Raw genomic sequence first — 19007 nt, forward strand, 5'->3', positions numbered from 1 at the left:
GCGCGTTCGCGCGATTGGCGCGCTCAGGCGCGCTTGCGGAACACCACGTCCCACACGCCATGCCCGAGCCGCACGCCGCGCCGCTCGAACTTGGTCACGGGCCGGTAATCCGGCCGCTCGGCAAAACCGTCCGGCGCCGCCGAGGTGTTTTCCAGCAGCGGCTCGGCCGACAGCACTTCCACCATCTGGTGCGCGTACTCTTCCCAGTCGGTTGCGCAGTGGATATAGCCGCCCGGCTTCAGGCGCCCGGCCAGCACCTTCACCAGCGGCGGCTGCACCAGCCGGCGCTTGTTGTGGCGCTTCTTGTGCCACGGGTCCGGAAAGTAGATGTGCACGCCGTCGAGGCTGTTGTCGGTCAGCATATGCGCGATCACTTCCACCGCGTCGTGCTGCAGGATGCGCACATTGGACAGGCCGCGCTCGTCGATCAGCTTGAGCAGAGCGCCCACGCCCGGCTCATGCACCTCGCAGCCCAGGAAGTTGTCCTGCGGCCGCAGGCCGGCGATATGCGCGGTGGTCTCGCCCATGCCGAAGCCGATCTCCAGGATCGACGGCGCCTGGCGGCCAAAGGTCGCCTCCCAGTCCAGCGGCTGTGGCGCGTAGGGGACCAGCATGCGCGGCCCGACCTCGTCGATGGCGCGCTGCTGCCCGGTCGAGGTCCGGCCCGCGCGGCGCACGAACGAACGGATGCGGCGCGGATGCGCAACGCCTTCAGCATCGGCAGGGGAGGGGGCGGGCGCTGGTGCGGCGCTGTCTGCAGGCGCGGCGTCGTCGGCCGGTCTGGTGCTGGGGTCTTGGGGAAGCATGGCAACAAAAAAGCCGCCGGGCGGATCACCGTAACGGTGGCAAAGGCGGCTTGTCTCGACTGGAAGTGGAGCGGGCGATGGGAATCGAACCCACGTCTTTAGCTTGGGAAGCTAAGGTAATAGCCATTATACGACGCCCGCGAACCCGCGATTCTATGCGGGAACCCGGGGCAGTGCAAGCGAGTGGCTGATGAGGCCCATTCAGCGAATCATTCAGCGGCCCGGGTCCTTGCTCGCGAAATTCTTGCCGACGACCTGGCTGATATAGCTGCACAGCCCGCGTCCCGCCGTGGCGAGGCGCTTCATGTGTTCGACATGGCTGCGGCCCGTGCTTCGGTAGTCGTAGGTGTAGACGCCACCGTCTTCGAACTGGACCCGGATATGGTCGGGACCAAGTTCGTAGGCGACGATGCCTGATTGACCGCTGAGGTTTCGGTAGGGCTCCATGACCGCCAATGATATGCGCGTATGCCATGGCTGCTGGCACCAGAACGGGTCGCCCCGACGCGTCAGCGGCGTCGCACCGGCGCCGGCGGCAGTCCCCCGTCTTGTGCGGTCACCGCTACCAGCGCTTCGCGCAGCTGGTCCACCGCCGGGGGTGATTCGATTGCCGCCGGCGTGATGAAGACCAGATGGCCCGAGGCAAATGGCACGCGCAGCCGCACCTCGCGAACCATCGACATGGCCTGGTAGTGGGCCAGGGCGGTGGCCGGCGCCACCGTCAGGAAATCGCCCGCGGCGGTCATGGCCAAGTTGCTGTGGAACGACGCCGATTCGATATGTGGCACCGGCGGCAGCTGACCGCTGTCAAGAAAGGGTTGCTCGAACACGTCGCGGGTGTGGGTGCCGCGCGGCGGCAGGATCCACGGGCCGTCGTGCAGGTCCGCCAGCGCGACGTCGCGGCGCCGCGCCAGCGGGTGGCCGGGCGCGCAGACCACGGCCAGGTATTCGTCGCGCAGGCGCGTGATGCGGGCGCTGGCCTCGAGCTGTCCGGCGTCGTCCTGCTGCAGCCGGCCCACAATGCAGTCGAGTTCGCCGGCGGAAAGCATCGCGGCAAGCCCCGCGACGCTATGTTCCCGTACCGCCAGGCGCGGCAGGCTGCCCTGTGCGCGCAGTCGCGCCACGGCCCGCGGCAGCACGTCCACCCCCACCAGCGGCAGCATGCCGAGCCGCACCAGCGGGACTTCCGGCCGTGCCAGCAGCGCCTCGCCCGCCGCGTCGATCGCGCCCAACACCACGCGTAACCGTTCCAGCGCCCGCTCGCCCGCCAGGCTCAGGCGGCCGCCGCGCGTGGTCCGTTCGATCAGCTTGCAGCCGAAGGCAAGTTCCAGTTCCTGCAGCATCTTGGTGACGGCGGGCTGGCTGAGGTGCAGCACCTCGCCGGCCGCGGTCAGCGAGCCGTTGCGCGCCACCAGGTCGAGCAGGCGCAGGTGGCGGATGCGCAGGCGGTCGATCCGGCTGTGCAGTGGCGTGGCGCCACGCGCGGCAGAAGCTGGATTCATAACAAAACGTGATGACGGCATCAAGACTGGATAATTGTTTCGAATGCGTGGGCTGCGGACAATCGGGTCAAACCATGGAGGAGACCTGCGATGGATGCCAATCCCGGGCGGCGCCTGCTGCTGAAGTCATTGCTGGCGCTGCCGGCCGCCGCCGCGGCGGGCAGCGCGACCGCGGCCAACCCCTATCCGAGCCGTCCGATCCGGCTGGTGGTGCCCTACGCCGCCGGCGGCGGGCCGGACATCCAGACCCGCAAGCTGGCCGAGCGGCTGGCGCAAGTGCTGGGCCAGCCGGTCGTGGTGGAAAACAAGGTCGGTGCCGGCGGCATCCTCGCCGCCGAGTTCGTCGCGCAGCAGCCGGCCGACGGCTACACGCTGATGCTGGGCGCCTCCACCCATGTCGCACAGAAGCTGCTGCAGCCCGGCGCGAAGTTCGATCCGATGGCGTTCACACACATCATCCGCCTCGGCGTCAGTCCGTCGGTGCTGGTGGTCAGCGCCGGCGCGCCGTATCGAAACGTCGCTGACCTTGCCGCGGCGGCACGGCGGGCGCCGGGCACGCTGAACTACGCCTCGGGCGGGATCGGCTCGGCGGCGCATGTATCGGGCGCGGCGTTCGCGTCGGCGGCGGGCATCGACGTGGTGCACGTGCCGTACAAGGGTTCGGTCGAGATCGTGCCGTCGCTGCTCAAGGGCGATACGCAGTTCGGCTTCCCGGTCGCGGCCACGGCGATACCGCAGCTCGCCAGCGGCAAGGTACGGGCGCTGGCGGTGACCTCCGCCAGCCGCGCCGCGGCGTTGCCGCAGGTTCCCACGCTGAACGAGGCATTGGGGCGCAAGGACCTCGACCTCGATGCCTGGAGCGGGATCTGGGCGCCGCCCCGGTTGCCCGCCGCGATCACTGCGCGGCTGCATGCGGCGGTGATGCAGGCGCTGGAGGATCCCGGACTGCGCCGGACCTATGCCGACATGGGCGGCGTGCTCGCACCGACTCCCGCGCCGGAAGCGTTTTCCCGGCTGGTGGCCGACGAGACCGCGCGTCTGCGCCAGATCATCGACAAGAACCGCATCACCACGGAGTAGACATCGCCATGACCCTCACCCCCCAACCGGATTTCGCGCCGCTGGCCGGCATCCGCGTGCTGGATTTCTCGCACGTGATCGCCGGTCCGTTTGCCACCTTCCTGCTGTCTCGGCTGGGCGCCGAGGTAACCAAGGTCGAGAACGCGGGCGGCGGCGACGTGATGCGGCGCGCGGGCAAGGGCCATGCGGCCTTTGTCGCGCTCAATGCCGGCAAGTCGTCGCTTGCGCTCGACCTGGCCGATGCAGACGGGCGCGCGCATGCGCTGGAACTGGCCAGCCGCTGCGAGGTGTTCGTCGACAACCTGCGGCCCGGCGTGCTGGAGCGTTTCGGGCTGGGCTATGAGGCGGTACGCGCGCGCAACCCGCGCGTGGTCTATTGCAGCATCTCCGGCTTTGGCCGCGGGGCGGCGCAGTGGCACGGCCGGCCGGCGTATGACCACGTGGTGCAGGCCGCCACCGGCATGGCCTGGATGGGCGGGACCGAAGGCGATCCGCCGATGAAGACCGGCTTCCCGGTGATCGACTCCGCCACCGGCATGCTGGCCGCGTTTGCCATCCTGGCCGGCGTGCGCGAGAGCGAGCGCACCGGGCGCGGCATGCTGCTCGATGTGGCGATGGCTACCGCCGGCCTGCAGCTGATGTACCCGATGACATGCGATGCCATGACCACTGGCGGCGTGCCGGTGCGGCAGGGCAACCAGGGCTATTCGGGCAGCCCGTCGGCCGACTTCTTCCCCACGCAGGACGGCTGGCTGGCGATCGGCGCGAATACGCCGAAGCAGTTGCTGGCGCTGCTGCAAGCGCTCGGGCTGGCGGCGCTGGCGCACGACCCGGCCTTGTTCGACACGCCGCTGGATGCCACCGCCTTGCCATCCTTCGTGCGCTCGCTGGACCCGGCCGCGCTCAAGCGGGCCATTGCGGGCGCGGTGGCGGCCGGCACCGCGGCCGAGCTGGAGCCGCGCCTCGCGGCGCTCGGCATCCCCGCGGCGCGCCTGCGTACTATCGCCGAGTTCGCCGCGGAGTCGATGGCCAATGGCGGCCTGCAGCCGGTGACGCTGAGCGAAGGGCAGACCGAGGTCCTGTCGCCGGGGCTGGGTTTCCGCGTGTACCGCCAGGGCTGAAGCCCGGCGTATAGTGGCTGGCACGATGGCGCACCGCTGGATGTGCCGTCACCTTGCCCGCAACGTCAGGACGCCCTCACCTTGACCACCGACTTCTTCGCCCGCTTCGAAGCCGAATGCCTGCCGCGCATCGCCGATGCGATCGGCCAGCAACACCGGCGCGTGCAACTGCAACCCTTGCCTGCCGAAGCGCCGGGACAGGCGCCGCGCTTGCGCGTGACCGCAGACGGCCCGCCGGAGCTGCGGCGCCATCCGTATGCGCTCGATATCACGCTGGCGTGGGACGGGCTCGAGGTGCAGCGCCTGTTCGCGGCGGGCGGCGAGGCGCGCTTTGCCGGCTACCTGGCGGCATTGCCGTCCAAGCTGCGGGCGTGGCAGGAGCCGCGCGGCATCGATTTCCGCTCGCTGTCGCAGGCCGACCCGCAGATCCTGATCGGCGGGCTCGATTTCGAACACTGAGCGACGCCGCTTGAATCACCCGGCGACGCGCAGCCGGCACACCGCGCTTTCCGCCTGGCCGGGCTCGATCCAGCGCAAGCCGTGGCCATGGTGGATGGCATCGGGCAGGCCCACCCACGGTTCCACGCAATAGAAGTCGGAGGTTTCGGTTTCGGACCAGGTGGTCACGGCATGCCAGGGCGCACTGCCGGGCAGCCCGAGCTCGAACCGGACCTGGCGGCCCGGCATGGCCAGTTGCGCCGCGGGGCTGCCACGGAAGACGTGGAACGTGTCCTGCAGCCGTGGATCGGCAAGCTGGTAGGTCGGCTCGCCGGACTCGGCCGGCCCCGGGCTGCCATTCGGCAGCTGGCGCCGGCGCTCGGTGTCGGGCAGCGCCAGCGACGCCGCGGCGCGCTGCGCGTGGGGCAGGGCGAAATAGAAGTGGTGGCCGGGATAACAGGGCAGGCGCTGCGTGCCGGGGTTGGTGGTGCGCAGCGTCACCTCCAGGCCGTCGGGCAGCAAGGTGTAGACCACGTCGAACACGAAGGCGAACGGATAGCCGGCGCGCGTGGCCTCGCTGTCGCGCAGCGTCATCGTGATGGCGGTGTGCGTGTCGATGGCGCTGACCTCGAACGGCAGGTCGCGCGCAAAGCCATGCTGCGCCAGGGTATGGACCGTTCCGCTTGCATCGCGCCACTGGCCCGGGCTGCCATCGACAAAATGCCGGCCGATAAACGGGAACAGCAGCGGGTTGCCGCCGCGGATCCTGGCCGGGCGGCTCCAGTCGGCGGCGTCGGGCCAGTACAGCAGGGCTTGCCCGCGGTGCACCCAGCGCACCAGCCGCGCGCCATGTTGCGGCGCCAGCAGCAGGTAGGAATCGGCCTGGCCGATCCGCACCAGCGGCTGGCCCTGGAAGTCTTCGGTTGGCAGGTTGTGCATGGCCTGGACGATATGGTGGCGCTCAGGTCGTTGCCGACTCGGCCTGGCGCGCCTTGAGGAAGCGCGCGGCGTAGTCGAAGTACCAGTCGAGCGTGTCGGGATTGGCCATGGCGTCGCGGTTGGCGATGCCCTGCGGCGCATGGCCCAGCAGCAGCTTCTTGATCGGCACCTCCATCTTCTTGCCCGACAGCGTGCGCGGCACGCCGGGCGCCTGCACGATCTCGTTGGGCACATGGCGCGACGACAGCGCGCTGCGGATGCGCGCGCGCAGGGTGTCGCGCAGCGCGTCGTCGAGCACCACGCCTTCGCGCAGCACCACGAACAGCGGCATATACGACTCGCGGCCCAGGTATTCGAGGTCGACCACCATGCTGTCCAGCACCTCGGGCAGGTCTTCGACCACCCGGTACAGCTCGCTGGTGCCCATGCGGATGCCGTGGCGGTTGATGGTGGCGTCCGAGCGCCCGTAGATCACCGCGCCGCCGCGCTTGGTGATCTTGATCCAGTCGCCATGCCGCCAGGCGCCCGGGTAGGTGTCGAAATAGCTGTCGCGGTAGCGCTGGCCGTCTGCGTCGCCCCACAGGTAGAGCGGCATCGACGGCATCGGCTCGGTGCAGACCAGTTCGCCGACCGCGTCGACCAGCGGCTGGCCGTGGTCGTCGAAGGCTTCCACCTTCGCCCCAAGGCAGCGGCACTGCATCTCGCCGGAGTAGACCGGCAGCAGCGGGCAGCCGGCGACGAACGAGCCGGCGAAGTCGGTGCCGCCCGACATCGGCACCAGCCAGATGTCTTCGCGCACATGGCGGTAGATCCAGTCGTAGGCCTCGACCGGCAGCGGCGAGCCGGTCGAGCCCAGTCCGCGCAGCCGCGACACGTCGGCGATGCGCGCGGGCTCGATGGCGGCCTTCATGCAGTTGGTGAAGAACGCCGCGCCGGCGCCGAACAGGGTCACGCCGGCATCGTCGACGAAGCGCCACAGCACGCCGGCGTCGGGCCAGGCCGGGTTGCCGTCGTAGAGCGCGATGGTGGTGCCGAGCAGCAGCCCCGCGACCTGGGCGTTCCACATGATCCAGCCGCTGCTGCTGTACCAGTGGAACACGTCGTCCGGACCCAGGTTGTTGTGGAACGCCATCAGCTTGAGCTGCTCGATGACGATGCCGCCGTGGCCGTGCACGATCGGCTTGGGCATGCCGGTGGTGCCGGACGAGTAGACGATCCACAGCGGATGGTCGAACGGCACCGGTTCGATCGCCAGCGGCACTTCGTGCCGGAGCACGTCCTGCCACGCATGGACGCGCATGCCGGCGGACGGCGCGGTGCCGCTGCCGGTTTGCGGCACCAGCACCAGGTCCGTCAGCGAGGGCAGCGCTGCGACCAGTTCGGCCAGCACGGGTGCGCGGTCGTAGATCTTGCCGCCGTAGCGGTAGCCGTCGACGGCGATCAGCACCTTCGGCTCGATCTGGCGGAAGCGGTCGATCACCGCCACCTGGCCCATGTCCGGCGCGCAGCCGGACCAGACCGCGCCCACGCTGGCGGTGGCCAGGAAGGCGACGACGGTGGCGGGAATGTTCGGGAGATAGCCGGCGACACGGTCGCCGGGCTGCACGCCCATCTGGCGCAGCGCATGCGCCAGCGATGCCACCTGCGCTTCGAGCGTGGCCCAGCTGAGTTCAGCCAGCGGCTGCGCCTCGCCCGCGTAGCGGATGGCGGTGCGCTCGCGGGCCGCACCCGTGCCGGCGTGGCGGAACACCTGCTGCACATAGTTCAGCGTGGCGCCCTCGAACCAGCGCGCGCCCGGCATGGTGCGCCGGTCCAGCACTCGGGCCGCGGGCGTGTCGAAGCGGACGTCGAAGTAGGCGCGCACCGCGTCCCAGAAGGCTTCCAGCTCGGTGACCGACCATTGCCACAGGCTGTCGTAGTCGTCAAAGGCGAGGCCGCGCTCGGCGCGCAGCCAGCGCATGAAGGCGGCGATCTGGCTGCCGTCGCGGAACGCCTTGGACGGGGTCCACATCAGGTTCCCTTCGGTCAAGGGCGCAGTGCTGCTCATGTCTCCTCCTTGGGCCCGTCTGTCGCGGGTATCGGATGGTGGGCGATGGCGTCCCGGGCGCCTGTGGCGGCACCCGGGCATCAGCGTGACATGATAGCCGGGGATGGAGACGGTTGCCGGTCAGGGGCCCGCCGGCCGGTCGAACAGGCTTTCCCACAGGGTGTCGACCTTCGCCTTGACCGCGGCGTCCATGGCGATCGGCGTACCCCATTCACGCGTGGTTTCGCCGGGCCACTTGTCGGTGGCGTCGATGCCCATCTTGGAGCCCAGGCCCGACACGGGCGAGGCAAAGTCGAGGTAGTCGATCGGGGTGTTGTCGACCAGCACCGTGTCGCGGCTGGGATCGACGCGGGTGGTGATGGCCCAGATCACTTCCTTCCAGTCGCGCACGTCGACATCGTCGTCGACCACCACGATGAACTTCGTATACATGAACTGCCGCAGGAAGCTCCACACGCCGAACATCACGCGCTTGGCATGGCCGGCGTACTGCTTCTTCATCCGCACCAGCGCCATGCGGTAGCTGCAGCCCTCGGGCGGCAGGTAGAAATCGGTGATCTCGGGGAACTGCTTCTGCAGCAGCGGCACGAACACCTCGTTCAGTGCCACGCCCAGCACGGCCGGCTCGTCGGGCGGCTTGCCGGTGTAGGTGGAGTGGTAGATCGGGTCGCGCCGCATGGTGATGCGGTCGATGGTGAAGACCGGGAACCAGTCCTGCTCGTTGTAGTAGCCGGTGTGGTCGCCGAACGGGCCCTCCAGCGCATGCTGGTAGCCGGACGGGTGGTTCGGGTCCGGCTGGATATGGCCTTCCAGCACGATCTCGGCCGACGCCGGCACGCTCAGCTCGGACAGCGTCGGTGTCAGGCAGCTGGCCAGCGCGGTGCGGCTGCCGCGCAGCAGGCCGGCGAACTGGTATTCGGACAGCGTATCGGGCACCGGCGTCACCGCGCCCAGGATGGTGGCGGGGTCGGCGCCCAGCGCCACCGCGATCGGGAACGGCTTGCCGGGGTTGGCCAGCGCATGCTCGCGGAAGTCGAGCGCGCCGCCGCGGTGCGCCAGCCAGCGCATGATGACCTGGTTGCGGCCGATCACCTGCTGGCGGTAGATGCCCAGGTTCTGGCGCTTCTTGTGCGGGCCCTTGGTCACCACCAGGCCCCATGTGATCAGCGGCGCGGCGTCGCCCGGCCAGCAGGTCTGGATCGGCAGGCGCGCCAGGTCGACGTCGTTGCCTTCCCACACCACTTCCTGGCAGGCGGGGGCGCTGACGCGCCTGGGTGCCATGTCCCACACCGACTTGGCCAGCGTGAACAGCTTGCCGGCCTCGCGCAGCCCGCGCGGCGGCTCCGGCTCCTTCAGCGCCGACAGGACCCGGCCGATGTCGCGCAGGTCTTCCATCGATTCGGCGCCCATGCCAAATGCGACTCTGCGTGTCGTGCCGAACAGATTGGCCAGCACCGGCACGCTATAGATGTCGCCATGGGGAGCGCCCGCAGGTTGCTCGAAGACGACCGCGGGACCGCCGGCGCGCAGCAGGCGGTCGCAGATTTCGGTCATTTCCAGGTTGGGCGACACCGGGCGGGCGATGCGCCGCAGCTCGCCGAGCCCTTCGAGCTGGCCGATGAAATCGCGCAAGTCTTTGTATTGCATGGTGAATTCTGTTGTGGTGCGGCATCCCGCACCGGATCCAGGAGGCGGCAGTCAGGTCGGTGACAATACACATTCCTCGGGGCGGCGGCAAAAAAATCGTCCGGCCGGTACCGCGGAAATTGTAAGTTTTTTGTCCGCCCGGGGGCGGGCCGTAAAGCGGCGAGCCAAGGCCACACCTGCGATTGCGGGTATCCGAGTGATGCCGGGCCGACCAAAACTGCCTTGTTACAAATAACTGAAAGTAGTGAATTGTCGATTTATTATTCTTGACGGGATATAACACCGTTCCTACAATCCGGTCTGCTCCATGGAGTGTTGCGTCGCAACATGGATTTTCCCCCTGTGTCAAGGGGTGCACATCAAAAGAACGTGCCAGAAAGTCCCTCCAGCAAGGACCGATGGTCAGGCCCGCGCGCACGGCGGGCGACCGGTCGCCTCCGGCGGCTTGCCGGAGTGTAGAGAGTTAAGTCGTGGCAGGTAGCGCTCCCCCAGGGCGCGGCCTGTTTCCAGTTGGGCGCATGGGGAGCGCCCTGCCAACAGGTGCTTGGTCGTCACTGCTAGACGGCGCGGCATCCTTACTTGAGTACGTTGAGATCGGGCGCATGCCGCAGTCGGGCACGCGAAGCGGGCAACGGATGGAGGTAAGCATGAGCGGTTGGAAAACCCTTCATCTTCCCGGCATCGGGCGGGCCCTGCAGGTCCGTCTCCGACAGCCGGTACCCGGAGTGAGTCGGGCATTGCAGGTCCGTCTCGCGCATCCGGTCGCGGGCCGCGCCTTGCGCGGTGGCCGCACGACGCTGAAGTACGCCCTGAACAGCCTGGGCGTGATGGCGGTGGTTTCGGCGGTGTCGCTGTCGGTGAGCCAGGAATGGCGCACCACGTTGGCCGCCTTGCTGGCCGGTGACGAAGCGCCAGCGGTGCTGGTCAGCGCCGCCGTGGCAGCGCCCGCGCATGCCGGCACTGCTCCCGGCGCTGCGCCCAGCCCGGCCGTGTCCAACGCCGTCCCGGCGAGCACGGCGGACGTCGCGGCGGCCAAGTTCGGCTATGGCACTGGCCGCGGCGGCAAGCTCGGCCTGCCGACCGTGTCGGGCGTCGACGAATGGAGCCTGGCGGCCAATACCAAGGTGCCGTCGGTCGCGCACCTGGCCGCGCGCATCCCGGTGACGCGGGTGGCCATGGACGCCCGCAGCACCGGCGGCACGCTGGGCAGCGCGCGCGAACAGGCCGCGGTGGCGGACTATATCGCCCGCAAGTACCGCGTGGCGGCCCAGGCCACCGCGCAGCTGGTCAAGGCGGCCTACCTGACCGGGCGCGAGGTCGGCATCGACCCGCTGCTGATCCTGGGCGTGATCGCGATCGAGTCCAGCTTCAACCCGTACGCCGAAAGCGGCGTGGGCGCGCAGGGCCTGATGCAGGTCATGACCAAGGTCCACCAGGACAAGTACGAAGCCGTCGGCGGCGTGTCCGCGGCCCTGAACCCGTACGCCAACATCAAGATCGGCGCGCTGGTGCTCAAGGACTGCATCGCCCGCGCCGGCTCGCTCGAGGGCGGCCTGAAGTACTACGTCGGCGCCACCACGGCGACCGATGGCGGCTACGGCGCCAAGGTGCTGGCCGAGCGCGCCCGCCTGCGCCAGCTGATCGGCGTGCGCAGCGCGCCCGCCAATGCCGACAAGCCGGCCGCCGAGGACAAGGCGCCGGTCGAGCATGCGCCGACCGAGAAGCTGGAAGCCAACAACGGGCCGCACAACGCCTGAGCCGGCTCCCGCCATCGCCCAGAAAAAAAGCACCCCGCGGGGTGCTTTTTTATTGGCCTGCCGCCGCGGCGACCGGGTGCGGTCAGCGGAACAGCCTGCCCAGCCGTGCCATCGCCTCTTCGATATTCTCGCGCGAGGTCGCGTACGAGATCCGGATGTAGTCCCGGGCCGTATGCGGGCCGAAGTCCTGCCCCGGCACCATCACCACGCCCGCGTCGTGCAGCATGGCCTGCGTCAGGCGGTCGGCATCGCCGGCGGCCGGGTGGTTGACGCCGCGGCAGTCCGCATACACATAGAAGGCGCCGTCGGGGCGCACCGGCACGCGCAGCCCGAGCGACTCCAGCGCCGGCACGATCAGGTCGCGGCGGCGGCGGAATTCGGCCTTGCGCTCGTCGTAGATGGCCAGCGCCTCGGGCGTGAAGCACGCCAGCGCGGCGTACTGCGCCACCGCCGACGCGCAGATGAACAGGTTCTGCGCGACCTTCTCGAAGGCCTCGACCAGCGCCTCCGGCACCACCAGCCAGCCCAGGCGCCAGCCGGTCATGTTGAAGTACTTCGAGAAGCTGTTCACCGTGACCACGTTCGGGTCCAGGCTCAGCGCCGACACCGGCGCGGCATCGTAGGACAGGCCCTGGTAGATCTCGTCCAGGATGGCAAAGCCGTTACGCGCGCGCACCGCCTGCAGGATCCGCGCAAGCTCGTCGGGCAGGATCGAGGTGCCGGTCGGGTTGGACGGCGAGGCCAGCAGCACGCCCCGGGTCTGCTCGCCCCAGTTGGCCTCGACCTGCGCGGCGGTCAGCTGGAAGCGCTCGGCCGGGCCGCTCGGGATCATGCGCGCGACGCCGTCGAAGGCGGCGACGAAGTGGCGGTTGCACGGATAGCTGGGGTCGGGCATCAGCACTTCGGCGCCGATCTCGACCAGCACCGCGCACGCCAGCAGCAGTGCGCCCGAGGCGCCGGCAGTGACGATCACGCGCCGCGCCGGGATATCCAGCCCGTAGGCGGTCTTGTAATAGCCGGCGATGGCCTCGCGCAGCGGATGGATGCCGAGCGCGCCGGTGTACTGCGTGACGCCGCGGCGCATGGCCGCTTCCGCCGCGCGCACCACCGGCTCGGCGGCGGTGAAGTCCGGTTCGCCGATGCCCATGTGCACGATATGGCGGCCGGCGCGCTCCAGCGCGGCAGCTTGCTTGGCCAGCTCCATCACATGGAAGGCTTCGATGTTGGCGAGGCGGGAGGCGGTGGCCAGGTGCTGCAAGTCCATGGTGTTCCGGGGCGGGCAGGGGCCCGTTCAGCAATAGGGGTAGGTGGGAATGAAAACACCCGCCGCGGCGGGTGTCGTCTTCATCGGCGCCGGCCGCCAGGGCCAGCGCGACGGTACGGCAGGCCGCGGAGCCGGGCGCTCAGCGGCGCGCGGCCACCTCGGCGGCGCGCACCTGGGCGGCAAGCTTGTCCAGCACGCCGTTGACGTACTTGTAGCCCTCGACGCCGCCGAAGGTCTTGGTCAGCTCGACGGCTTCGTTGATGACAACCTTGTACGGGATGTCGAGGCAGTGCACCAGCTCATAGCTGCCGACCAGCAGGGCGGCGCGCTCGACCGGCGACAGTTCGTCGACGGAACGGTCCAGGAACGGCTCGAACGCGGCGGTCAGGCGGGCCTCTTCGCGCACGGCGCCGTTGAGCAGCGCGTCGAAGTGCTCGCGATCGGCCTTGTTGAAGCCCTGGGCGTCATGCAGGTGGGCCTGGATCGCGCCGATGTCGTTGCGGTTCAGCAGCCACTGGTACAGGCCCTGCAGGGCCAGCTCGCGCGAGCGGCGGCGCGCGCTCTTGGGCGGCGCCTTGGCTTCGGTGCGAGCCGCGGCGGGCTTGCCGCCGGCGCTCGTCTTGCCGGTGTCGTTGTCCGGGGTGTTCGACGTATCACTCATCGTCGTCCTCGTCTTCGTCTTCCTGGCCGCGCAGCGAATCCAGCGCTGCCACCAGGTTGGCCATCTCCACCGCGGCGCGGGCGCAGTCGCGGCCCTTTTCGCGGGTGCGGGCATGGGCCTGCTCGTCGGTGTCGACGGTCAGGATGCCGTTGGCGATCGGCACGTTGAAATCCAGGCCGACGCGGGTGATGCCGGCGCCCGACTCGTTCGAGACCAGCTCGAAATGATAGGTCTCGCCGCGCACCACGGCGCCCAGCGCGACCAGCGCGTCGAACTGGCCGCTCTCGCACATCTTCTGCAGTGCCAGCGGGACTTCCAGCGCGCCGGGAACGGTCACCACCAGGGTGTCTTCGCCCTCGACGCCGAGCTGTTCCAGCTCGGCCACGCAGGCCTCGAGCAGTTCGGCGCAGACCGGCTCGTTGAAGCGCGCCTGCACGATGCCGATACGCAGGCCTTCACCGTCGAGGTTGCTGGGGTAGAAGCCGTGATCCATTGTTCAATTCTCCAGTTATTCGGGAGGGCCGCGGCGGCATGCGCCGCGGCCCGGGTATTGGGGATGGCTCGGTCCTGGGGCCGGTTCAGTCGGCCTGGCCGCTCATCGGCTGGTAGCCGGTCACTTCCAGGTCGAAGCCGGTCATGCTGGGCATGCGCTGCTTTGCCGCCAGCACACGCATCTTGCCGACGCCGACATCCTTCAGGATTTGCGCGCCCATGCCATAGGTGCGCAGGTCGGGCTTGCGGCGCGGCCGCGACTGCGGCGCGTCGAGCGCGCTGAATTGCGTGAACAGCTGCTCGACGGTGTCGCCGCAGTTCAGCAGCACGATCACGCCCTTGTCGGCCTCGGCAATGGCCTGCATCGCCGCGGGGATGCTCCACGAGTGCGTCGTGCATTTCACTTCCAGCAGGTCCAGCACCGAGAACGGCTCGTGCACGCGCACCAGCGTTTCCTGTTCCGGCGTGGGCTTGCCCTTGACCAGCGCCAGGTGGGCCTGGCCAGTCGGCTTGTCGCGGTAGGCGATGCTGTGGAAGGTGCCGTACGGGGTTTGCATGGCGCGCTCGCCGACGCGCTCGATAATGCTCTCGGTGCGGCTGCGGTAGTGGATCAGGTCGGCGATGGTGCCGATCTTCAGGTCATGCTCCTGCGCGAACTCGATCAGGTCGGGCAGGCGCGCCATGGTGCCGTCGTCCTTCATGATCTCGCAGATCACCGCCGCCGGCGTCAGACCGGCCAGCGCGCCCAGGTCGCAGCCGGCCTCGGTATGGCCGGCGCGGATCAGCACGCCGCCGGGCTGCGCCGTCAGCGGGAAGATATGGCCGGGCTGGACCAGGTCGGCCGGCTTGGCGTCGCGGGCGACCGCGGCCTGCACGGTGCGGGCGCGGTCGGCGGCGGAAATGCCGGTGGTCACGCCTTCGGCCGCTTCGATCGAGACGGTGAAGTTGGTGCCGTGCTGGGTGCCGTTGCGGCTCACCATCGGATGCAGGTCGAGCTGGCGGCAGCGCTCGGCGGTCAGCGTCAGGCAGATCAGGCCGCGGCCATGCTTGGCCATGAAGTTGATCGCCTCCGGTGTGACGAAATCGGCAGCCAGGACCAGGTCGCCCTCATTTTCGCGGTCTTCCTCGTCGACAAGGATGACCATGCGGCCGGCGCGAATGTCGGCAATGATGTCTTCGGTACGGGCGATTGTCATGGCGTGCTGAACGGCAGGTTGGGGCGGAAAACAGGCGAAATCGGGCGGAAACCGTCGGATGGCTGTGGCAGGAACCATGGCCGCGGTGGAAAGCGGCCGGACTGAGGCGGGGCTTCGGGCCGGGCCGGCCGGGCCATATACGCGCGGCAGGTCGCCCAGTCAAGCCGGCTATTGTACGCCAAGGCAGGCCATGCGGGAGGCGGCGGCAGCGGAAAGTGCGCCGACTGGGGCAGCGAGTGGGGCGGGGTGGCCGCCGTGGCGAAACGCTGGGCCGACCGGGTGCCGGTTGCGGCGCCTAGGCGGCATGCGCCGCCGCAGGTGGCCTCAAGTGGCCTCAGGTGGCCTCAGGTGGCCTCAGGTGGCCTCAGGTGGCCTCAGGCGGCCTCGGCCAGCGGTGCCAGATAAGCGGCCCCGGCCGCGGTGCGCAGGCGTGAAGTCCTGGCGATGCGCGCCCGCGCTGCGTGCGTTGCGTCAGCCAGTGCGAGTTCGCGGGTGGGAAAGCCGGCGCCGGGCTGGGCGAACCTGGCGTGCGCATCGAGCGCATAGGACCATTCCCATTTGCCGAAGGTCACCTCGGCCAGCGTTACGACAACGTGGCAGTGTTGATAGAAGAAGCTTTCGCCCATGCGGGTTCCCTGTGTTGGCGCCGTGCCGGCGCGTGAGAAACGGTGAAAAGACGCTACGCCGCGGCCCTTCAGGCAGGCCGGCCATGGCACCACGGAAAGCCGGCATAGCGTCGCGCGCCGGCTCGCCTGAATGGCCGGAAGCGCATGAACAACGGTCGTGACGGCGGCTGCAGGCGCGGCCAGCCGTCGCCGACGGCGCGATCCCAGTCGATCAGCAGCGTGACGGCGCGCCGCAGTGGCGTTGAACTGAGCCGCAGCAGGCCCATGCGATGCGGCGCCTGGGCGGCATGGCGAGGCGGCTGCCACCGCGGCGTGGCGGCAACCCAGCGGTAAGTGATTCGGGAAGCTGGCGCGCTCATGTGATGTCCTCTTGAATGCCGGGCCGAAGGCGGCACAGCGGCCACGGCGCTTGCGCACGGTGTGGCGGATGCAGGGAAACGCCGGTGAACAGGACGCGTTGGCCGGCAGGGCAGCGTCCGGTGAGGCGTAGGCGAGGGAAGCTGGAATGCGTGGGTGCGCCGAGGGTCAGACATGTCCTGCGCACAGCCCTTTGATTCTAGGCGCGCCAGGCCATCAATCCCAGTTCACTTACAACATCGGGCATGGCGGCGAGAAATCCGCCACGAACGCGCGGCGGCAGCGTAAGCTGCGCCAGTGGCGAGGCGGAAGTTCCCGCCGGACTGCCGATCCGGCCCGGTCCGATCGCGTCCGCAAGCTTTGCATACTCATTGCGCACAAACTCAGGGAGACAGCCATGCCGAGACAGATCAAGAACAAGGCCGAACTGCGTGCGATGGTCCGGGCGGAGCAGGCGAAGGTGCCCGCGTGCGAGGGTGCCTGCTTCGGCGATATCGTCTGGCATGCGCCGGATGCCAGCGGCTGCAACTGGAGCCTGTCGACCATGGAAGGCGGCGACAGCGCCGCGTGCGTGGCAGCGCTGCGCCCCTTTACCGACCAGCTGCGCCAGTCTTACAACGTGCCCGACGAGGGCAAGTAGCCGCGGGTTTTACGCGGCGGCCTGGGCGGTCGACAGCATCCGTTCCACGTAGCGCGCGATCAGGTCGATCTCCAGGTTGACGCGCGCGCCGGGCTTGAGCTCCTGCAGCGTGGTCACTTCGACGGTGTGCGGGATCAGGTTGATCGAGAACACGCAGCCGTCGGCCTCGTCGGTGACGCGGTTGACGGTCAGCGACACGCCGTTGACCACCACCGAGCCCTTGTAGGCCAGGTAGCGCGCCAGCTCGCGCGGGGCGCGGATGCGCAGCTCGTGCGACTCGCCCACGGGGGCGAAATGCACCACTTCGCCCAGGCCGTCGACGTGGCCCGACACCAGGTGGCCGCCAAGGCGGTCGGCCAGGCGCAGCGCTTTTTCCAGGTTGACGCGGCCGGGGCGGTCGAGCCCCACGGTCTTGTCCAGCGATTCGCGCGAGACCTCGACGTCGAACGCGTCGGGCGCCATGGCGATCACGGTCATGCAGGCGCCCTGGATGGCGATGCTGTCGCCGATGATGACATCCGACAGGTCCAGCCCGCCCGCCGCGATGCGCAGGCGCACGCCGGCGTCGGCGGCCTCGGCTGCGGTGGCGAGCGGGGTCACGGATTCAATGCGGCCGACCGCCGCGACAATGCCAGTAAACATGGTGGAGTCTTGTGCTTGAGGTTTTGGGAATCTCGAATGGGCTGCCGGCGTTCCAGCGCTACGCATCGTTGCGCCGGGCGATCAGCCGCAGGTCGTCGCCGATCTGCCGGACTTCATGCCAGTGGAACTGCTCGGCATCCTGCAGCCGCGCCAGCGGCGGCAGGTTGAACATGCCCTGGGCATCGCCGAGCAACTTGGGCGCGAGGTAGATCAGCAGTTCGTCGGCGCAGTGCTCGCGCACCAGCGAACCGTTGAGCTTGAAACCCGCCTCGACGTGCAATTCGTTGATGCCGCGCCGGCCGAGTTCTTCCAGCATGCGGCGCAACTCGACCTTGCCGTGCGGGTTCGGCAGCACCACGACTTCGGCGCCGCGGCCTTCCAGCGCGCGCTGGCGCTGACGGTCTTCCACCGCGCAGAACACCAGCACGGGCTGGGCGAACTCGCCGGTATCCGGCGTCAGGATCTGCGCGTCGAGCGGCACTTCGAGGCGGGAATCGACCAGCACCCGCTGCGGCTGGCGCGGCGTGGCGATGGCGCGCACCGTCAGCGCGGGATTGTCGTCGCGCACGGTGCCGATGCCGGTCAGGATGGCGCAGGCACGGGCGCGCCAGGCATGCCCGTCGTCGCGCGCGGCCTGGCCGGTGATCCACTGGCTGGTGCCGTCATGCAGCGCCGTGCCGCCGTCCATCGACGCCGCCACCTTGACGCGCACCCACGGCAGCCCGCGCGTCATGCGCGAGACAAAGCCGATATTCAGGTCGCGCGCCTCCTTTTCCAGCAGGCCGCAGCGCACGTCGATGCCGGCATCGCGCAGGCGCTGGAGGCCGCGCCCGGAGACCGACGGGTTGGGGTCTTCCATCGCCGCCACCACGCGCGCCACGCCGGCGCGCACCAGCGCATCGGCGCAGGGCGGGGTGCGGCCGAAATGGCTGCACGGCTCCAGCGTGACATAGGCAGTGGCGCCGGCCGGATCGAGCCCGCGCGACAGCGCGTCTTTCATCGCCTGGATCTCGGCATGGTCCTGCCCGGCCGGCTGGGTGAAGCCCTGCCCGATGACCTGGCCGTCCTTGATCAGCACGCAGCCGACGCGCGGATTGGGCGTGGTGTTGAACATGCCCCGCGCGGCGAGCGCGAGCGCCTGCTGCATGGCGGCGTGGTCGGTATCGGAAAACATTCGGTGATCGGGTGGGCCTTGGCGCTGCGATTAGGTGGCAGGGCTGCCAGGTCATGGCGGTTCGGAGGATTCCGCCGCCTCGCAGTCAGCGTCGCGGCCGGGTGTGCAGAGTCGGATACGTCCCTGCGCGCCCAGCCTGACTTGCCGCTGCTCGCTACGGCAGAAAAGCGTGAAGGTGGCGGCCTGGAAACCGCCCTGCTCAGAACGAGAGTATCCCACAGGCAGGAATTTCAGCACATTGGCGCCGCGCACGGTTTGCCGCAGCGTCACGGACAGGCACGGCATGCCGGGCTCGACCACGGACAGCACTACCGGCTGGTCCGGGCCGGCGCCGGCCGTCACCAGTTGCCAGCCCGGACTCAGCGTGGCCTTTCCCGGCAGCGGCTGCAGCGTCACCTCGACGCGGCGCGACAGCGCGGTGGCGCGTGCCAGCGCCAACGACATCGCCAGCCGGTCGGCCGCCAGCGTGACCTGCTGGCGCGCGAGCATGCCGCTGAACAGCGGAAAGGCCGCGGCCGTGAACACGCCGAGAATGACCAGGCCGGCGACCAGTTCGACCAGCGTCAGTCCACCCGCGCGTCGATGCCTGCCGGCATCCCATGGTATGTCCATCCGGGC

The 19007-nt window shown here is 69.2% G+C and carries 20 protein-coding genes and 1 tRNA gene; 5 read left to right on the plus strand and 16 right to left on the minus strand.

Annotated elements, in window-relative coordinates; genetic code table 11:
* Positions 1 to 23: 23 nt before the first annotated feature.
* From trmB to GA0116996_RS02130, 4 genes are all read right to left on the minus strand, one after another.
* On the minus strand, positions 24 to 806 hold the full coding sequence (trmB, locus tag GA0116996_RS02115; protein WP_092306855.1) for a tRNA (guanosine(46)-N7)-methyltransferase TrmB: 783 nt from the start codon (positions 804 to 806) through the stop codon (positions 24 to 26).
* Positions 807 to 872: 66 nt separating this feature from the next.
* Positions 873 to 947: transfer RNA gene (locus tag GA0116996_RS02120), tRNA-Gly, on the minus strand.
* A gap of 72 nt (positions 948 to 1019) precedes the next feature.
* Positions 1020 to 1253, minus strand: a complete 234-nt coding sequence (locus GA0116996_RS02125) for a hypothetical protein (RefSeq protein WP_092306857.1) — start codon at positions 1251 to 1253, stop codon at positions 1020 to 1022.
* Between the two features lie 62 nt (positions 1254 to 1315).
* Positions 1316 to 2308: a LysR family transcriptional regulator gene (locus tag GA0116996_RS02130; protein ID WP_092306859.1), complete on the minus strand. Its 993-nt coding sequence runs from the start codon at positions 2306 to 2308 to the stop codon at positions 1316 to 1318.
* Between the two features lie 90 nt (positions 2309 to 2398).
* Between GA0116996_RS02130 and GA0116996_RS02135 the strand changes: the two genes are divergently transcribed.
* From GA0116996_RS02135 to GA0116996_RS02145, 3 genes are all read left to right on the plus strand, one after another.
* Positions 2399 to 3388: a tripartite tricarboxylate transporter substrate-binding protein gene (locus GA0116996_RS02135; protein WP_092306861.1), complete on the plus strand. Its 990-nt coding sequence runs from the start codon at positions 2399 to 2401 to the stop codon at positions 3386 to 3388.
* An 8-nt stretch (positions 3389 to 3396) separates the two neighbouring features.
* Positions 3397 to 4509, plus strand: coding sequence for a CoA transferase (locus tag GA0116996_RS02140; protein WP_092306863.1), 1113 nt, complete (start codon positions 3397 to 3399; stop codon positions 4507 to 4509).
* An 81-nt stretch (positions 4510 to 4590) separates the two neighbouring features.
* A complete protein-coding gene (locus tag GA0116996_RS02145) occupies positions 4591 to 4968 on the plus strand; it encodes a DUF5594 family protein (RefSeq protein WP_092306865.1) in 378 nt (125 codons plus the stop codon).
* A 15-nt stretch (positions 4969 to 4983) separates the two neighbouring features.
* Here the strand turns inward: GA0116996_RS02145 and GA0116996_RS02150 are convergent, their stop codons facing one another.
* The 3 genes from GA0116996_RS02150 to ubiD all read right to left on the minus strand — a co-directional run bounded on the left by GA0116996_RS02150 (position 4984) and on the right by ubiD (position 9580).
* A complete protein-coding gene (locus GA0116996_RS02150; RefSeq protein ID WP_092306867.1) occupies positions 4984 to 5886 on the minus strand; it encodes an aldose epimerase family protein in 903 nt (300 codons plus the stop codon).
* Between the two features lie 22 nt (positions 5887 to 5908).
* Positions 5909 to 7933, minus strand: coding sequence for an acetoacetate--CoA ligase (locus GA0116996_RS02155; RefSeq protein ID WP_092306869.1), 2025 nt, complete (start codon positions 7931 to 7933; stop codon positions 5909 to 5911).
* Positions 7934 to 8053: 120 nt separating this feature from the next.
* Positions 8054 to 9580 carry a 4-hydroxy-3-polyprenylbenzoate decarboxylase gene (ubiD, locus tag GA0116996_RS02160; protein ID WP_092306870.1) on the minus strand — a complete coding sequence of 509 codons (1527 nt, stop codon included), beginning with the start codon at positions 9578 to 9580 and terminating at the stop codon, positions 8054 to 8056.
* 647 nt (positions 9581 to 10227) lie between these two features.
* On the opposite strand from ubiD, the gene GA0116996_RS02165 reads away from it, so the two are divergent.
* Positions 10228 to 11337, plus strand: coding sequence for a lytic transglycosylase domain-containing protein (locus GA0116996_RS02165; protein WP_092306872.1), 1110 nt, complete (start codon positions 10228 to 10230; stop codon positions 11335 to 11337).
* 82 nt (positions 11338 to 11419) lie between these two features.
* On the opposite strand, the gene GA0116996_RS02170 is transcribed toward GA0116996_RS02165, so the two are convergent.
* The 6 genes from GA0116996_RS02170 to GA0116996_RS02195 form a co-directional block, all read right to left on the minus strand.
* Entirely contained in the window at positions 11420 to 12601 is a 1182-nt protein-coding gene (locus GA0116996_RS02170; RefSeq protein WP_092306874.1) for a pyridoxal phosphate-dependent aminotransferase, read from the minus strand.
* A 139-nt stretch (positions 12602 to 12740) separates the two neighbouring features.
* Positions 12741 to 13262: a transcription antitermination factor NusB gene (nusB, locus tag GA0116996_RS02175; protein ID WP_092306876.1), complete on the minus strand. Its 522-nt coding sequence runs from the start codon at positions 13260 to 13262 to the stop codon at positions 12741 to 12743.
* Positions 13255 to 13755, minus strand: a complete 501-nt coding sequence (ribH, locus tag GA0116996_RS02180; RefSeq protein WP_012353576.1) for a 6,7-dimethyl-8-ribityllumazine synthase — start codon at positions 13753 to 13755, stop codon at positions 13255 to 13257. Before ribH ends, nusB begins: the two co-directional genes overlap by 8 nt.
* An 85-nt stretch (positions 13756 to 13840) precedes the next feature.
* Positions 13841 to 14950 carry a bifunctional 3,4-dihydroxy-2-butanone-4-phosphate synthase/GTP cyclohydrolase II gene (ribBA, locus tag GA0116996_RS02185; RefSeq protein ID WP_092306878.1) on the minus strand — a complete coding sequence of 370 codons (1110 nt, stop codon included), beginning with the start codon at positions 14948 to 14950 and terminating at the stop codon, positions 13841 to 13843.
* Positions 14951 to 15324: 374 nt separating this feature from the next.
* Complete coding sequence (locus tag GA0116996_RS02190) at positions 15325 to 15576, minus strand: hypothetical protein (RefSeq protein ID WP_092306880.1); 252 nt, start codon at positions 15574 to 15576, stop codon at positions 15325 to 15327.
* Between the two features lie 68 nt (positions 15577 to 15644).
* Complete coding sequence (locus GA0116996_RS02195) at positions 15645 to 15935, minus strand: hypothetical protein (RefSeq protein WP_092306881.1); 291 nt, start codon at positions 15933 to 15935, stop codon at positions 15645 to 15647.
* A gap of 395 nt (positions 15936 to 16330) precedes the next feature.
* On the opposite strand from GA0116996_RS02195, the gene GA0116996_RS02200 reads away from it, so the two are divergent.
* Positions 16331 to 16573: a hypothetical protein gene (locus GA0116996_RS02200; RefSeq protein ID WP_092306883.1), complete on the plus strand. Its 243-nt coding sequence runs from the start codon at positions 16331 to 16333 to the stop codon at positions 16571 to 16573.
* 9 nt (positions 16574 to 16582) lie between these two features.
* Here the strand turns inward: GA0116996_RS02200 and GA0116996_RS02205 are convergent, their stop codons facing one another.
* Genes GA0116996_RS02205 through GA0116996_RS02215 form a run of 3 tightly spaced genes read right to left on the minus strand, consistent with a single transcriptional unit; the run spans position 16583 to position 19001 of the window.
* Positions 16583 to 17215, minus strand: coding sequence for a riboflavin synthase (locus GA0116996_RS02205; protein ID WP_092306885.1), 633 nt, complete (start codon positions 17213 to 17215; stop codon positions 16583 to 16585).
* A 58-nt stretch (positions 17216 to 17273) separates the two neighbouring features.
* Positions 17274 to 18389 (minus strand): bifunctional diaminohydroxyphosphoribosylaminopyrimidine deaminase/5-amino-6-(5-phosphoribosylamino)uracil reductase RibD, encoded by a 1116-nt coding sequence (ribD, locus tag GA0116996_RS02210; protein ID WP_092306887.1) that lies wholly within the window; start codon positions 18387 to 18389, stop codon positions 17274 to 17276.
* A 51-nt stretch (positions 18390 to 18440) separates the two neighbouring features.
* A complete protein-coding gene (locus GA0116996_RS02215; RefSeq protein ID WP_092306889.1) occupies positions 18441 to 19001 on the minus strand; it encodes a GspH/FimT family pseudopilin in 561 nt (186 codons plus the stop codon).
* Positions 19002 to 19007: the final 6 nt, after the last annotated feature.

The organism is Cupriavidus alkaliphilus (assembly GCF_900094595.1).
GTDB lineage: Bacteria > Pseudomonadota > Gammaproteobacteria > Burkholderiales > Burkholderiaceae > Cupriavidus > Cupriavidus alkaliphilus.